The organism is Micromonospora sp. Utrum1 (assembly GCF_057197805.1).
The window spans coordinates 3,521,793-3,536,563 of the sequence record NZ_CM170071.1 but is presented as its reverse complement, the minus strand read 5'-3'; the positions used below and the strand labels follow the sequence as shown (position 1 = coordinate 3,536,563).

The window sequence follows — 14,771 nt, the reverse complement described above, 5'->3', positions numbered from 1 at the left end:
GTGTTAGCTCCCCCTGTTGGCGGACGTGAGCGTGCTCGCGAGCCGCGCAGTCCGGGCGGCCAGCTCCGCGATCGTGATGCGGTCGAAGTCCCGCACGGCGCTGCGGACGTGAACGTGCGTGGTCCCCACCAGCTCCGCCGGGATGCCGTCGGGACCGTGCAGCGCGCCGTAGACGCTGCCGACTGTCGCGGCATTGGAGTCGGTGTCACGGCCACCTGAGATGGTGAGGCCGACCGCGTCCATGAAGTGCCCGCCCCACAGCAGGCCGATCGAGATGAGCGCCGCGTTGTTGATCGTGTGTACCCAGGGGTAGTCGCCGAGCGCCTCGTCCACCCAGTCGAGCGCCTCGACTCGCCGGGCGCCCTGCTGACGCAGCGCAAGCACATGAGCGAGGGCTGAGTGGAGTCTGGAACGGGGTGGCACCACAGCCAGCGCGTGGCGAAGGGCCTGCTCGATGCTGTCGACGGCGAGTGCCGCGGCCACGAGCGCGGCCGCCCACATCTCACCGTACTTGCCGTTGGCCGTGTGGCTCAGCCGGGCGTCCACGAGCGCTAGGCGAGCCGCGCCCGCCGGATCGCCCGGCGACACGTAGCCGAAGGCGTCGCCCCGGATGAGTGCGCCGATCCACTCTCGGTACGGGTTGTCGATGGTCGCGGTGGTGGGTGGGCGCAGACCACCGATCAGGTTGCGGTACGCCGCCCGCTCGGCCGTGTAGGTCTGGGTGAACGGCACCCGGTCCAGCCACGCGGCGGCGATCTGCTCCGTCGTGAAGCCGGCTCCGTGGGTCTCCATGACGTGCAGGGCCAGGATGGTCCAGTCGATGTCGTCGTCGCGGGGCACATCGACGAAGCGACCGGCCGTCGCGACCGGTGCGGACGGGTGCAGCGCGCCGACCCCGTCGGGTAACGGGTCCAGCAGCGGAAGATAGCCGGTCTGCGGCCACTGCCCCACGGCGCGGAGATAGATTTCGATCTCCGGGCGGGTCAGGCCCTCCACCGGCTTGCCGAGCGTGTTGCCCACCGCGCGGCCCAGCCAAGCGCCTCGGATCCGCTCCGGCAGCAGCTCTTGGTCGACCTCACTCGCCGGCGCGGTGGCAGCGTGCTCCAGCAGCACGCGGTCGTCCTCCGGCTCCTCGAAGTCCCAGTCGGGATCCCGCTCGAGCCGCGCGAGCCGCGTCCGCACCTCGGTCAGCCCGGTGAGGTCGCCCTCGGTCGCCGCTTCACGGGCGGCGGCCCCCAGGTCACCGACCGGGTACCCGCTGAGGGCGAGCTGCTCGGCCTCGTCCGGCACGAGGTCCCGCGGATCAAGTACGTCGTGCATGTTGCGTCCTGACTCTAGGGAAGGCAGAGGGGGCGGGTCAGCCCTTCACGGCCCCGGAGAGGAAGCCCTGGGTGACCTGCTTCTGCATGGCGATGAAGAGCGCCACGACGGGCAGGATGGTGATCAGCGTGCCCGCCGCGAGCGGCCCGATGTCGATGGAGCGCCCACCGAGGAAGAGGTACAGGCCCGTCGTCAGCGGGCGGTACTCACCGCCTGGCATGTACAGCAGCGGCACCAGGAAGTTGTTCCAGTTCTGCAAGAAGGTGAAGACGGCGAGTGCGCCGATTCCCGAGTTGACCAGGGGGAGCATCACCTTCAGGAAGATCTGCCATTCGGAGGCGCCGTCGATGCGCGCGGCCTGGTCCAGTTCGACAGGGAGGTCCGAGAAGAACGCCCGCATGAAGAACGTGCCGAATGACAGGCCCGTGCTGGCCAGCACCAGGTTGACCCCGAGCAGGCTGTCCAGCAGTCCCATGCTGCGGAGCTGGAAATACAGCGGGATCATGTAGGTGAAAAACGGTACGAGCAGGCCCAGGACCACCAGGTAGAACAGCAGGCTGCGCCCGGGGAACGGCAGTCGGGCGAACGCGTACCCGGCCATCGTCGAGAGCACTACGACGAGGAGCGTGCTCGGCACCGACAGCAGGAAGCTGTTGATCACGTAGCTGCCGAAGTCCCCCACCGTCCAGGCCTTCACGATGTTCTCGGTGGAGAACGACGAGAACAGGCCGAACGGGTTCACCTTCACATCGTGGCTGGTCTTCAGTGCTGTCGAGATCGTGAGCACCAGAGGGAACAGCATCAGCGCGGACAGGCCGAGTAGAAGGAGGTGCTTGCCGGTCAGCAGCAAACGGTTCCGCCTCGTGGACCCAGCGGTGTGGTAGCTCATGCGCCCATCCCTTGGAGTGAGAGCTTGCGTTGCAGGCGGTTCATCCAGACGGCGAACGGGATGGATATCACCGTGATCATCAGTGCGAGCGTGGTGCCGTAGGAGATCCGGTTGAGCTGGAACGCGCTGCTGTAGGCGTAGGTGCCGAGCACCTCCGTGGCGCCCGCCGGGCCGCCGCCGGTCATGACGAAGACGATGTCGAAAACACTGAAGCCGCCCACCAGCGTGATGGTGGTGACCATGAGGAACACCGGCATGATCTGCGGAAGGATGATGTGTCGCAGCCGTTGGAAGGCGTTCGCCCCGTCGAGGCGGGCCGCGTCGACGAGGTCCACGTCGACGTTCCGCAACGCCGACAGGAAGATGACGAAGACGAAGCCGACGGTGGCCCAGATTGCGGTGCCGAGTACGGCGTACAGCGCGCTGTTCGGGTCACCGAGCCATCCCCTGGCGAGGGAACCCAGGCCCACCGTCTCGAGGAAACGATTGAGCCAGCCTCGGGAAGGCTCGTAGATCCAGCCCCAGACGACACCGACGGCCACCTGTGGCAGCACGAACGGCAGGAAGAACGCGATCCGGTAGAAGACACTCCCCCGCCGGATGTTCCAGACCAGCACGGCGAGGCCCAGCCCGAACACGATGGGGGCGGACGTGCCGATGAGGATCCAGAGGACGTTGTTCTTGAACGCGGCCCACACCTCCGGGTCCTGCGCCAACTCCGTGAAGTTCGAGAACCCGATCCACGGTGGGCTGGGGTCGAAGCCGTTGAAGTCGACGAAGACGTAGTAGACCGCGTTTGCCATGGGCAGCAGCAGGAAGACCGCGACCATGGCGACCAACGGAACCACCATGAGCACGCCCAGCCGAGCCTGTGCTCTGCGCGTAACGCGCGGAGTCTCCGCCTTGATGGTTCGCCAGGGCCAGCGGCGACGAGTCGTCGCCATGCCCTCCGGCGCCGTGGTCGGCGCCGGAGCCGTCGTCGTGGCAGGGGCGCGTGTGGTCACCGCTTGGCCGATGTCTCGAGACTCGCGGCGACTTCCTCAGCGGTCTTCTGACCGGTGAGGACGGCCTGCACGCCGTCGTAAATCGCCTTGTTGAGAACCTCGGAGGCCATCACGTCGATGTTGTAGCCGAAGTCGCCGCCCGCGCTCACCTTGGCGGTGTCGTCCAGCACCTGGGCCAGCAGGGGCGAGACGCCGAGGTCAGCCGTGTCCATGGGCCTCGGGGGGATCGTGTGCAGGTTCTTTACTGTCCAGCGGCCGTGCTCCTCTGACGCGAGGAAGTCGAGGAACTCCTCTGCGGCCTTCTTGTTGTGGGCGGTCTTGGAGATCCAGGGCCCCGAGCCCAGGCCACCGGTGAAGATCCCGGGGCCAGTGGATGCGGGGAAGGGGATGTATCCGACCTCGAAGTGCACGTTGTCGTCGATCTCGCCGACCAGCCAACTGCCGGTCGGGATCATCGCGGCTTCCCCCGAGAAGAACTTCGCGGTCGAGGTGTCGTAATCCACCGACGTGGGCGACTTGGGAAGATACCCCGCCTTGTTGAAGTCGGCCCACAGTTGCAGCGCTGCCACGACCTCCGGGGATTCCCAGGATTTCTGGCCGCTGAAGAGGGCCTCCATCCCGTCCCCGCCGATGGCGCTCGAGAGGGCCATGCTGAGGAGGTGCCCGCCTTCCCAGCCTTCCTTGTCGCCGACAGCCAGTGGTACCTTGCCGGCCTTGCGAACCGCTTCTGCGGCGCTCTTGAGGTCAGCCAGGTTCTGCGGCTGCTTGATCCCGAGATCGGCGAACATCTTCTTGTTGTAGAAGAGACCGATGGTCTCGAGCTCTCCCGGGATCCCGTAGACCTTCCCGTCGTAGGTGACTCGCTCCTTGGCGAAGTCGAAGACCTTCCAGTCGTATTTGTCGTAGGCGCCGGTCAGGTCCTGCACCAGGCCGGCCTTGACGAGCGCTCCGCCGAAGCCCGGACCCGAGCCCCAACTGAACACGTCGGGTCCCTCACCGGAGCGGAGCTGGGTCTGCAGGACCGTGCGCATGTTGTCGAAGGGCAGCGTGGTGATCTCTACGTCGATGCCCGACTTCTTCTCGAAGTCAGCGATGTGCTCCTTGAGGGCCTCCAGGGCTTCCGCGTCCTCCGGCTCCTCGATCAGGTACTTGAGCGACTTGGAGTCGCTGTCGGAGGAGGAGGAAACCCCTCCGGTGCACGCCGCCAGCAAAAGGCAAGCTGTGGTGGCGGCCAGGATCTTCAGAGGTGGGATGCGCATGCGTCGGCCTCTCGGTGAACGTGCCCTGTTACGCACAAGGGGGGATTCGGCCGATATAGTTTCACCGCGAAATTATGCCGTCAAGGGGTGGCAGACAAGTTCGACGGGAAGCTGGCCTGGATCGCCACCACGGCCGCCCCTCGAGCCCACTCCAGGAAGTCCATCGGCCGGATCACCGGGTCCAAGCCGCTCCCCTGCCCGTCGGTGTACTCGATGCGGCCGGCGCGCAGGCTGTCGGGCGCGATCTCGACAAGTCGCACGCCTTCGCCGGACAGGATGATGCGCTGGACACCGGTCAGTGAGGTGATCGCTGCGACCGCGCGGCCGACGGCGTATGCCGCCTCCGCGACGACGCGCGCGGCCGCCGGGTTGCCAGCCTCCGCGAGCCCGAGGACCTCGTCGTAAGTGGTGGGCCGCCCGCGGGCGAGGGAGACGGCATTGGTCATCGCCCCAGAGGTCACGAAGGCCATCATGCAGCCGCGATGGCCGGCGGGACACAGCGGCCCGTGCGGGTCGACCGGTAGGTGGCTGATCGGGCTCACCATGGTGGGAACGACCTCGTGGTTGATCACGAGCCCGTACCCCACACCGGCACCGACCGTCAGCAGGGCGAAGTCCGGATACGTGCGGCCGTAGCCGAACCACTGCTGCGCCATTGTCAGGCCCACCACATCGTTGGCCAGGAACAACGGGGCGTCGACCTGCTCGGCGAGCAATGTGCGGAACGGCACCTCATGCCAGTCCAGAAACGGCGAGTCGGCCACCGTCTCGCCGTTGTCCACCCTGCCGCCCACGGTCACGCCGACGCCCCGCACGGGCCGGCCGGCCTTCGCCTCCATCCGGGTGACGACGCCGGCGACGGAGGACACGACGTCGGGCACGTTCAGCGACGGCTCGGGGAGCGTCTCGCTGTCCAGCACTTCGGCCCGGAGGTTCGTGAGCACCGCGTAGATCGATTCACTGGTGAGCTTGACACCGACGTAGCGGTAGTCGTCGGCGACGACATCGAGGAGAATCGACGACCGCCCGCGGCCGGGCGCGCGCACGGAGTCGGACTCCACCAGGAGACCCGCCTCTAGCAGCGGCCGGACGAGGCGGGTCAGCGTCGGTGCCGACAGACCGGTCTTCTTCGCCAGCTGGGCCCGCGACTGGGCGCCGTGCACGAGGATGTCGACCGCCACCGCCTTCGATGCGTCAGGCAGCTCCGGGTGCATCAATCCTCCTGATCCGCGGACTGGTGCCGAACCGCCTGAAAACAGGGGGTCGTCCGCCGGCCATCCGTGTGGCATGCTCTCCGCTTAGTTTCGCGGTGAAATAATAACTGGAGCGCACATGAGTGTATCGACAGCCGGCTACGTCCGGTCTGTTCGCACGCTGACCGCCGCGACCACGTCGCTCGTGGTCGACGTCAGCTCGGGCGTGCCGCGGGTTCTGCACTGGGGGGCGCGACTGGACGACGACCGCGCCCACGAACAGTTCCTCGCCACCCTGAGCGAGGCGCAGTACGGCGCGGACGGACTACCTGGGCAGCACCGTTACCCCGGTGTGCTACCCGAGCAGTCCGCCGGCTGGATGGGCACCCCCGGCCTGGAGGGACACCGGGCTGGGACCGCGTTCAGCACCCACTTCGTCGCCACCGGGCACGAGCTGTCCGGCCAGCCGGACCAGGGCCAAGTACTCGTGAGCCGCGCGGTCGACGAAGCCGTCCAGGTCGCTCTGACGACGACCATCGAGCTCTCGGCCGAGGGAGTCGCGCGCCTGAGGGCGACCTTGACCAACACCGCACAGAGCGGAACCTTCACGGTCAACGGCATGCGCCTGGTACTCCCGATCCCGACCGAGGCACAGGAGATTCTCGACTTCACCGGGCGCCACCTGCGCGAGCGCACCCCGCAGCGGCATCAATTCCATGCCGGGACGCACGTACGCGAGGGTCGCCGCGGCCGCACAGGTTCCGATGCGAGCATCCTGCTGGCGGCGGGAACCACCAACTTCGGCTTCCGCAGTGGTGAGGTGTGGGCCGTTCACACCGCCTGGAGCGGCAACCACGTCACCTTCGCCGAGCTCGGTCTCAACGGGTTGCGCGTTCTCGGCGGCGGCGAGGTCCTCCTTCCCGGTGAGGTGACCCTCGAGCCTGGGGAGACCTACACGACCCCCTGGCTGTACGCCGTTCACGGCAACGGACTGGATGCGGTAGCGGCCGCTTTCCACCAGCATCTGCGGGCGCGGCCCACCCATCCGACGTCGTCCAGGCCCGTCGTCCTGAACACCTGGGAGGCCGTCTATTTCGACCACGATCTGGACACTCTGGTCGAGCTGGCGACGCTTGGCGCCAAGGTAGGGGCGGAACGCTTCGTCCTCGACGACGGTTGGTTCCTGGGCCGCCGCGACGACCGGAAGGGGCTCGGTGACTGGCGGGTCGACCCCGCTATCTGGCCGAAGGGTCTCCACCCGCTGGTCGAGGCCGTCCGGAGGCTGGGCATGGAGTTCGGGCTCTGGTTCGAGCCGGAAATGGTCAACGACGACTCGGAGCTCGCCCGTGCCCATCCTGAGTGGATTCTGGCGCCGGGCGACGGGCGCCTCCCCCTCACGGGCCGCCACCAGCACGTGCTCAACCTCGCCATTCCGGAGGCCTTCGACTACGTACTCGAGTCGATCAGCGCGGCCATCGCGGAGTACCAGATCGACTACATAAAGTGGGACCACAATCGCGACCTGGTCGAGCCCGGCGATCGCCGTACCGGCAAGGCAAAGGTGCACGCACAGACCCTTGCGGCGTACGCCCTGATGGACGAGCTGCGGCGTCGGCATCCCGGGCTCGAAATTGAGTCCTGCTCCTCCGGCGGAGGCCGGGTCGACCTCGAGGTGCTCCAGCGCACCGATCGGGTATGGGCAAGCGACTGCATCGACCCGCTGGAGCGGCAGAGGATCCAGCGATGGACCGGTCTTGTGCTGCCAGCCGAGATGGTCGGCAGCCACGTCGGTGCCCCGACCGCCCACACGACCGACCGCACGCATTCCCTGGCCTTCCGGGCCGCCACGGCCCTGTTCGGCCACTTCGGCATCGAGTGGGACCTGCGCGACGCCTCTCCCAAAGAGTTGAACGAGCTCAGCGATTGGGTCACGCTGTACAAGCAGGAGCGCGATCTGCTGCACAGTGGCACGGCGGTGCACTGCGACTACCCCGACGACACCTACTGGGCCCACGGTGTGGTGAGCCAGGACCGGACGCGGGCGCTCTTCACCTTCGTCACGCTCGATACCTCCGCGGCCGCGCAGCAGGGCCGGATCAGGCTGCCGGCCCTGGATCCGAACCTGTCCTACCGCGTTGAGCCGATCTCGCTCTCGGCCGGCGCCCTCGTCCGCACTCGCAGTGGGAAGCCCTCCTGGTGGCTCGACCGTCCCGTCATCTCCGGCAAAGCGCTGGAGGCCATCGGGCTGCAGGCACCCATGCTGTACCCCGAGCAGGCGCTCGTCTTCCGCCTGATCGCCGATCAACCCACCCAGAACAGGAGCTGAAATCCCGTGGGACACCTTGTTCGTTTCTCCGCCCAACGCACCGTCGACGTGGTGGAGGTCGAGGACCCGACACCGGGTCCTGGAGAGGTCCTGCTGGAGACGGTGTACTCCGGGATCTCCGCTGGCACCGAGCTGACGGCCTATCGCGGCACCAACCCCTACCTGGCCAGTGAATGGGACCCGGACCGCAAGTTGTTCGTCCCGGGCGACTCGACCATGTCCTACCCCATCGATGCCTGGGGGTACGAAGAGGTCGGCCGGGTGGCCGCAGTCGGCTCCGCGAGCGACGAGGATCTCGTTGGCGAGCTGGTCTGGGGATCGTGGGGTCACCGATCGGCGGTCGTGCGCCCGGTCGAGTACGCCAGGGCGCGGATCCTGCCCGGCGTCGAGCCGATGATGGGCGTCTTCGGGCGGATCGGCGCGATCGCCTTCAACGCGATCCTCGACGCCGACATCCACCTCGGCGAGTCGGTGGTCGTCTTCGGAGCCGGCGTGCCCGGCCAGATTGTCGCCCAGCTGGCACGCCTCAACGGCGCGCGGGTCACGGTCGTCGACCCGGTACCCGCGCGGCGCGCCCTCGCCAAGCGGCTCGGCGCCGACGAGACGCTGGACCCGACCAGTGACGACGTCGCCGCGGCAGTGCGCGCTGCCACCGACAACCGGGGAGCGGACGTCGTGATCGAGATGAGCGGCGCCTACCAGGCGCTCCACGAAGCCGTCCGCACCGTCGGCTACAACTCCCGCGTGGTCGCCAGCGGGTTCTTCCAAGGTCCGGCGACTCCTCTGCGGCTGGGTGAGGAGTTCCACCACAACCGGATCGCCATCATCTGCTCGCAGATCTCCGGGGTGGCAGCGCACCTTCAGCACCGCTGGAACGACCTGCGCATGTCGCGCACGGTTCTGTCACTGGCGCACGACAGCAAGCTCGCCCTGGACGACCTCGTCACCCACGTCATCCCCGCGAAGAGCGCGTCGGACGCCTTTGAACTGCTCGACAACAGCCCTCAGGACGCCCTCCAGGTCGTCCTCGACTACAGGAAGACCGCATGATCGACGTACAACCGAATCCCATGTCCAAGGGCGAGGTGGGCTGGGGCATCCTCGCAACCGGTGGCATCGCCAACGCCTTCACACGCGACCTCGTCGCGCACGGCCACCGCGTCGCTGCGGTCGGGTCGCGGTCGGCGGACAACGCTCGCACCTTCGCCGAGAAGTGGGGCATCGAGCGCGCCCACGATTCGTACGAAGATCTCGTAGCCGACCCCGACGTCGACATCGTCTACGTCGCGACCCCGCACAACTTCCACGCCGCCAACGCGGCGGCCGCCCTCGACAACGGCAAGCACGTGCTGGTCGAAAAGGCATTCACCGTCAACGCCGCCGAGGCTCGTACCGTGTTCGAGCTCGGCCGCAGCAAAGGTCTCCTCGTCATGGAGGCCATGTGGACGCGCTTCCTTCCCCACATGGCCTATGTGAGGTCGGTCATCGAACGCGGCCTCCTGGGCGACATCCGGTCGCTGCACGCAGACCACACGCAGCGGCTCCCGTCCGACCCTTCGCACCGGCTCAACAACCCCAACCTCGCCGGCGGCTGCCTGCTGGACGTCGGCGTCTACCCGCTGTCCTTTGCCCACGACATCCTGGGGACCCCCGTGGAAATTACCGGGCGCGGCACCCTGAGGGACACCGGCGTCGACGTGTGTGTGGCGACGGTCCTGCGTCACGAAAAGGGTGCCATCTCGACGTCGTACTCCTCCATGGAGACCAGAGGCCCCAACACCGCCGTGGTGCTCGGGACCGAGGGCCGGATCGAGATCGGCTCGGTCTGGTACTCCCCCGCGCTGGTCACCGTGAAGAACGTGATGGGACAGGAGCTGGAACGGTTCGACGAGCCGGTGACCGGCAGAGGCATGCAGTACCAGGCGGCGGAAGCCGAGCGGCTGATTGTTGAGGGTGAGGTCGAGAGTCCGTTGATGACTCACGAGCAGTCGATCGCGGTGATGGCCACGATGGACGCCGTCCGTCAGGAGATCGGGGTGCGCTACCCCGGCGAGTAGGGCGAAGCGGTCAGCCAGATGGCCGGGACGGCGGAAGCGCCACCCCGGCCACTGCTGTCGGAAGATAAACCCGCCACTCCAAGAGGCATGGCAGCGGTGTGGCCGACCGACGTCAGCGCCTCGACGCCTGCCATGGGATCACTGGCAACGCGACCGCCAGCGTAAGCCGCAATGGTGGCAAAAGGGGCCAGGCCGACCGCGCCGGGCAGATGCCGCCTAAGGGACGTCTCGTAACTGGGTGAAGGCGTTGCCCGACGCCGGACCGGTGGTCAGCCAGCGAGGATGATGTTGTGGAGGTTGGCGATGCCGGAAGTGGCGTCGGCCAATGTGTGGGCGGCGCGGCGGTAGTCGCGCAGGATCTTGAAGCACTTCATCCTGGCCAGGGCGTGTTCGACCCCTGCTCGGACCCTGCGGTGTTCGACGTTCAGGGCTTCCTTCCAGTCCGGGAGGTCGCTGCCGTCGGCGGGCTTGCGGTACGGCATGATCACCTCGGGGTTGCCGCGGTAGCCGCCGTCGGCCATCACCGGGCGCCCGTCCAGTTTCTGGTCGATGCCGCTGGTGCGGTAGACGATGGTGTCGTTGCGGTTGCCGGGTTGTGGGTCGCCGATGGCGATGACCAGGCGGGTGCTGGCGTCGATGGCGACCTGCAGGTTCGCCGAGTAGCGGTAGTTTTTGCTCCGGGCGGCCAGGCGGTGATCGCGGGTGGGGATCAGGGTGCCGTCGACGATGGCGATTTGCTCGACTGGCCGTTTGCGCACCGGCGCGAGGGCCAGTAGCGGCGCAAGGGTGTCGATGACCCGGTGCGCTGCGGAGTGCGACACCCCGAACAGCGGGCCGATCTGGCGCATCGTCAGGTTCGTGCGCCAGTAGGTGGCCACCAGCAGCACCCGGTCGGCGAGGTCCAGGGCCCACTGCCGGCCCGGCCGGCCGTCGGCGATGGCGTCACCGCCACGCTCGGCGACCAGCCGGACCAGCTTGCGGAACTGGGCGGGCTGCAGCCCGGTGAACGGGAAGATCCACTCAGGGTGGGTTGCGGTGATCACCTGCACCCGGGCATCCTGCCCGATCATCCTCAAGAGATGGACGCCAGGGTTACGAGACATCCCTTTGGCAACCGCTACCGAGACTTTGCAGCAAGCCGTGCTCGCCTAATTCCCCACGTCTGGTGACTTCCGGAGTCGGTCGCAAACAACCTCGCAATATCAACTCGGCTTAACACGGCGGGACGACGCTCTCTCTCATCGCCACGAGCGATCGGCTGACTTGTCGGTCTCGCAGGTGCGGACCCTGACGCCCGCTCGGCAGCATGAGCGGATGCTTTGGAACGAATCGAGTTCCGTAGTTTGACGGCAGATTATCGACCCAAGGCTGAGGGTCTTCGTTCATCACCTTGTGTTTAGGACGTCATGATCGAGTCGGGTGGCGCAGGTGGTGAGGTGGCGCCGTTCTGGGAGGCTGGTGGCGCGTCGGGCGGCCTCGCGGTAGTTGGCTCCGGCGGCGGTGTGCTCGCCTGCCAGTTCGAGCAGGTGGGCGCGGGTCGCGAGGAGGCGGTGGTGGCGCACCATCCGGTTGTCGGATTCCAGTGCTGCCAGCAGAACCAGCCCTGCCGACGGGCCGTGCACCATGGCGACGGCGACGGCACGGTTGAGCGTGACCATCGGACCCGGCGCGAGGTGCTCCAGCAGTTCGTACAGGGCGAGGATCTGCGGCCAGTCGGTCGCGTCCATGTGTTCGGCCTCGTCGTGGACTGCGGCGATGGCCGCCTGCACCTGGTACGGGCCGACCGGGCCTCGGGCCAGCGCCTCGGTGACGAGTGCGACCCCGTTGCCGATGAGCGTTCGGTCCCAGGTGCTGCGGTCCTGCTCGGCCAGCGGCACCAGTGCCCCGTCCGATGTCGTGCGGGCGGGCCGGCGCGCCTCGGTGAGCAGCATCAGGGCCAGCAGTCCGGCCACCTCAGCGTCCTGCGGGAGTAGTTGGCGCAGCCAGGTGGTGAGCCGGATCGCCTCGCCGGACAGCTGGGGCGCGGTGAGGTCCGGGCCGGTGCTGGCGGTGTAGCCCTCGTTGAAAAGCAGGTACAGAACGTGCAGCACGGCGCGCAGCCGCTCGGCTCGTTCCGATCCTTCGGGCATCGTGAAGGTCGTACCGCTGGTTCTGATGCTTTGTTTTGCTCTGCTGATGCGTTGCGCCATGGTCGCCTCCGGGACGAGGAACGCGGCAGCGATCTGCGCGGTGGTGAGGCCGCCTACCGCGCGCAGGGTCAGCGCGATCTGGCTGGGCGGGGACAGCGCCGGGTGGCAGCACAGGAACAGCAGGGTCAGTGAGTCGTCCCGGTCGGCGCCCGGGTCGGCGTCCGCGGGCCGGCCGAGCAGTTCCGACTGCGGGGTCGCGGCGATGATCGCGTTCTCTCGCTTCCGCCGAGACTGGTGGCTGCGGACCTCGTCGAGCAGCCGACGGGAAGCAACGGTGACCAGCCAGCCGCGGGGGTTGTCCGGTATCCCCTCGGTGGGCCACCGCATCGCGGCCCGAACGAGCGCCTCCTGCGTCGCGTCCTCGCACGTGTCGAACTGCCCGTATCGGCGAACCAACGCGCCGAGGACCTGCGGCGCCAGCTCGCGCAGCAGGTCCTCGACGCCCCGATCAGGAATCACAGGTCGGCGGCCGCCTCGTGCAGGACCGGCCACACCTCGACCGGCTCGACGTCCGCCCACGGTATGTCCGCAGCGATCTCGCACGCCCGCTGCTCGTTCTCGCAGTCCAGCAGGTAGAGGCTGGCGAGGTACTCCTTCGTTTCCAAGTACGGCCCATCGGTGACCGCCGGGGCGCTGTCCGCGCGCCGAACCAGCCGCGCCGCCGCGGCGTCGGCCAAGCCGTATGCGCCCAGCAGTTCGCCGGTCCCCTGGTACTTCTTGTTGAACGCGTCCTGCTTGGCGATCGCCTCAGGCCAGCTCTCCGCCGGAATCGAGCTCCATTTCTCCTGGTTGCCGTAGATCAGCAGCATGTACTTCATCAGGATCGTCCTTCCGGTCCACGCACCGTGCCGGCGCGCTGTCACCTCACGAACGGAGCGGGCGCGCCGCCCTCGACATCCGTACCAGAGATTTTTCTCCGCCGGCGATGTCGAGCCCGGCGTCACCGCTCCGTCCATCTGGCAACGGCACACCACAGCCAGACAGAGGGAGAACCATCATGGGTACCAGGACAGTCCCGTCCACCGACGTCCTTGCCACGCGGTCGGTGTGGCTGGTCAGCGCGCTGGCCGGACTGGCCGCAGCCATCGCGACCGAGCTCTACGGTTTGGCGGCCCGCGCGGTAGGGGTGCCGATGGAGGCAGGCGGTATCGGTGCCTCCGTCTCCGGGCCGATCACCATCGGCATGTTCGCCATGGGCACGGCCGCCGCGGGGTTCTGGGGGACCATCCTCGCGGTGCTTCTCGCCCGGCACGGCCGCCGCCCGGCACGCGCCTATTTGTGGACCACCATCGCACTGACCGCGGTTTCCCTGGCTGGGCCGTTACTCGCCGGCGTCACCGTGACCTCGACAAAGCTGATGCTCGCCCTGGCACACATCCTCGCCGCGGCGATCGTCATCCCCGTCGTCGCCCGCAGGCTCAGTCACTCCCGGGCCGTCGCACTGGGCGCTGAAAGGCTGGTCCACCCGGACGGCCGGCAACAGACCTGGGACGAGATTCCCGACCGCCGCTGGCAAACGGAACCGTATATCGAACGTCCGCTCATTGGCTACTTGAATTCATTGAGCTACGACCGTGGCCCGGCCAGGCTTCGATCGAGGCGCCCGGGCTGTCGCTCTCATTTCGGCTGCCCACGCTGGTCGTGTGGCTCTCATCTGGCCTGCGCAGTCCCGGGTGCCGCCTAAGGGATGTCTCGTAACCCTGGCGTCCATCTCTTGAGGATGATCGGGCAGGATGCCCGGGTGCAGGTGATCACCGCAACCCACCCTGAGTGGATCTTCCCGTTCACCGGGCTGCAGCCCGCCCAGTTCCGCAAGCTGGTCCGGCTGGTCGCCGAGCGTGGCGGTGACGCCATCGCCGACGGCCGGCCGGGCCGGCAGTGGGCCCTGGACCTCGCCGACCGGGTGCTGCTGGTGGCCACCTACTGGCGCACGAACCTGACGATGCGCCAGATCGGCCCGCTGTTCGGGGTGTCGCACTCCGCAGCGCACCGGGTCATCGACACCCTTGCGCCGCTACTGGCCCTCGCGCCGGTGCGCAAACGGCCAGTCGAGCAAATCGCCATCGTCGACGGCACCCTGATCCCCACCCGCGATCACCGCCTGGCCGCCCGGAGCAAAAACTACCGCTACTCGGCGAACCTGCAGGTCGCCATCGACGCCAGCACCCGCCTGGTCATCGCCATCGGCGACCCACAACCCGGCAACCGCAACGACACCATCGTCTACCGCACCAGCGGCATCGACCAGAAACTGGACGGGCGCCCGGTGATGGCCGACGGCGGCTACCGCGGCAACCCCGAGGTGATCATGCCGTACCGCAAGCCCGCCGACGGCAGCGACCTCCCGGACTGGAAGGAAGCCCTGAACGTCGAACACCGCAGGGTCCGAGCAGGGGTCGAACACGCCCTGGCCAGGATGAAGTGCTTCAAGATCCTGCGCGACTACCGCCGCGCCGCCCACACATTGGCCGACGCCACTTCCGGCATCGCCAACCTCCACAACATCATCCTCGCTGGCTGACCACCGGTCCGGC

General features: G+C 67.7%; 13 protein-coding genes. 5 read left to right on the top strand and 8 right to left on the bottom strand.

Translation table 11 applies throughout. The features are described from left to right. Positions 1-3 precede the first annotated feature (3 nt). The 5 genes from AC0OLQ_RS16690 to AC0OLQ_RS16670 all read right to left on the bottom strand — a co-directional run bounded on the left by AC0OLQ_RS16690 (position 4) and on the right by AC0OLQ_RS16670 (position 5,686). Positions 4-1,320 carry an ADP-ribosylglycohydrolase family protein gene (locus tag AC0OLQ_RS16690; RefSeq protein ID WP_484532105.1) on the bottom strand — a complete coding sequence of 439 codons (1,317 nt, stop codon included), beginning with the start codon at positions 1,318-1,320 and terminating at the stop codon, positions 4-6. 37 nt (positions 1,321-1,357) lie between these two features. Then, positions 1,358-2,209 carry a carbohydrate ABC transporter permease gene (locus tag AC0OLQ_RS16685; protein WP_484532104.1) on the bottom strand — a complete coding sequence of 284 codons (852 nt, stop codon included), beginning with the start codon at positions 2,207-2,209 and terminating at the stop codon, positions 1,358-1,360. Next, on the bottom strand, positions 2,206-3,060 hold the full coding sequence (locus tag AC0OLQ_RS16680) for a carbohydrate ABC transporter permease (RefSeq protein ID WP_484532103.1): 855 nt from the start codon (positions 3,058-3,060) through the stop codon (positions 2,206-2,208). Before AC0OLQ_RS16680 ends, AC0OLQ_RS16685 begins: the two co-directional genes overlap by 4 nt. 149 nt (positions 3,061-3,209) lie before the next feature. Beyond that, complete coding sequence (locus AC0OLQ_RS16675; RefSeq protein ID WP_484532102.1) at positions 3,210-4,472, bottom strand: ABC transporter substrate-binding protein; 1,263 nt, start codon at positions 4,470-4,472, stop codon at positions 3,210-3,212. Positions 4,473-4,552: 80 nt separating this feature from the next. Next, entirely contained in the window at positions 4,553-5,686 is a 1,134-nt protein-coding gene (locus tag AC0OLQ_RS16670; RefSeq protein ID WP_484532101.1) for an ROK family protein, read from the bottom strand. A 118-nt stretch (positions 5,687-5,804) separates the two neighbouring features. Here AC0OLQ_RS16670 and AC0OLQ_RS16665 point away from each other — a divergent pair, with 118 nt between their 5' ends. Genes AC0OLQ_RS16665 through AC0OLQ_RS16655 form a run of 3 tightly spaced genes read left to right on the top strand, consistent with a single transcriptional unit; the run spans position 5,805 to position 10,048 of the window. After that, positions 5,805-7,991 (top strand): alpha-galactosidase, encoded by a 2,187-nt coding sequence (locus tag AC0OLQ_RS16665; RefSeq protein ID WP_484532100.1) that lies wholly within the window; start codon positions 5,805-5,807, stop codon positions 7,989-7,991. Positions 7,992-7,997: 6 nt separating this feature from the next. Then, complete coding sequence (locus AC0OLQ_RS16660; protein WP_484532099.1) at positions 7,998-9,041, top strand: zinc-dependent alcohol dehydrogenase; 1,044 nt, start codon at positions 7,998-8,000, stop codon at positions 9,039-9,041. After that, on the top strand, positions 9,038-10,048 hold the full coding sequence (locus AC0OLQ_RS16655; protein ID WP_484532098.1) for a Gfo/Idh/MocA family protein: 1,011 nt from the start codon (positions 9,038-9,040) through the stop codon (positions 10,046-10,048). The genes AC0OLQ_RS16660 and AC0OLQ_RS16655 overlap by 4 nt, the downstream gene beginning before the upstream one ends. 269 nt (positions 10,049-10,317) lie before the next feature. Here the strand turns inward: AC0OLQ_RS16655 and AC0OLQ_RS16650 are convergent, their stop codons facing one another. The 3 genes from AC0OLQ_RS16650 to AC0OLQ_RS16640 form a co-directional block, all read right to left on the bottom strand. Next, the gene (locus tag AC0OLQ_RS16650) at positions 10,318-11,097 is read right to left on the bottom strand and encodes a transposase family protein (protein WP_484532318.1); all 780 of its coding nucleotides are present in this window, start codon (positions 11,095-11,097) and stop codon (positions 10,318-10,320) included. A 336-nt stretch (positions 11,098-11,433) separates the two neighbouring features. Further along, positions 11,434-12,696 (bottom strand): RNA polymerase sigma factor, encoded by a 1,263-nt coding sequence (locus AC0OLQ_RS16645; protein WP_484532097.1) that lies wholly within the window; start codon positions 12,694-12,696, stop codon positions 11,434-11,436. Further along, positions 12,693-13,055 (bottom strand): YciI family protein, encoded by a 363-nt coding sequence (locus AC0OLQ_RS16640; RefSeq protein ID WP_484532096.1) that lies wholly within the window; start codon positions 13,053-13,055, stop codon positions 12,693-12,695. Before AC0OLQ_RS16640 ends, AC0OLQ_RS16645 begins: the two co-directional genes overlap by 4 nt. A 179-nt stretch (positions 13,056-13,234) precedes the next feature. Between AC0OLQ_RS16640 and AC0OLQ_RS16635 the strand changes: the two genes are divergently transcribed. Then, a complete protein-coding gene (locus AC0OLQ_RS16635) occupies positions 13,235-13,921 on the top strand; it encodes a DUF6069 family protein (RefSeq protein ID WP_484532095.1) in 687 nt (228 codons plus the stop codon). A 57-nt stretch (positions 13,922-13,978) separates the two neighbouring features. After that, a complete protein-coding gene (locus tag AC0OLQ_RS16630; RefSeq protein ID WP_484532318.1) occupies positions 13,979-14,758 on the top strand; it encodes a transposase family protein in 780 nt (259 codons plus the stop codon). The last annotated feature ends 13 nt before the right edge of the window (positions 14,759-14,771 follow it).

Excerpts from the sequence above, each read along its gene's own strand:
- AC0OLQ_RS16690 (WP_484532105.1), bottom strand. The coding sequence starts at position 1,320 with ATGCACGACGTACTTGATCCGCGGGACCTCGTGCCGGACGAGGCCGAG.
- AC0OLQ_RS16685 (WP_484532104.1), bottom strand. The coding sequence starts at position 2,209 with ATGAGCTACCACACCGCTGGGTCCACGAGGCGGAACCGTTTGCTGCTG.
- AC0OLQ_RS16680 (WP_484532103.1), bottom strand. The coding sequence starts at position 3,060 with ATGGTGGTTCCGTTGGTCGCCATGGTCGCGGTCTTCCTGCTGCTGCCC.
- AC0OLQ_RS16675 (WP_484532102.1), bottom strand. The coding sequence starts at position 4,472 with ATGCGCATCCCACCTCTGAAGATCCTGGCCGCCACCACAGCTTGCCTT.
- AC0OLQ_RS16670 (WP_484532101.1), bottom strand. The coding sequence starts at position 5,686 with ATGCACCCGGAGCTGCCTGACGCATCGAAGGCGGTGGCGGTCGACATC.
- AC0OLQ_RS16665 (WP_484532100.1), top strand. The coding sequence starts at position 5,805 with ATGAGTGTATCGACAGCCGGCTACGTCCGGTCTGTTCGCACGCTGACC.
- AC0OLQ_RS16655 (WP_484532098.1), top strand. The coding sequence starts at position 9,038 with ATGATCGACGTACAACCGAATCCCATGTCCAAGGGCGAGGTGGGCTGG.
- AC0OLQ_RS16640 (WP_484532096.1), bottom strand. The coding sequence starts at position 13,055 with ATGAAGTACATGCTGCTGATCTACGGCAACCAGGAGAAATGGAGCTCG.
- AC0OLQ_RS16635 (WP_484532095.1), top strand. The coding sequence starts at position 13,235 with ATGGGTACCAGGACAGTCCCGTCCACCGACGTCCTTGCCACGCGGTCG.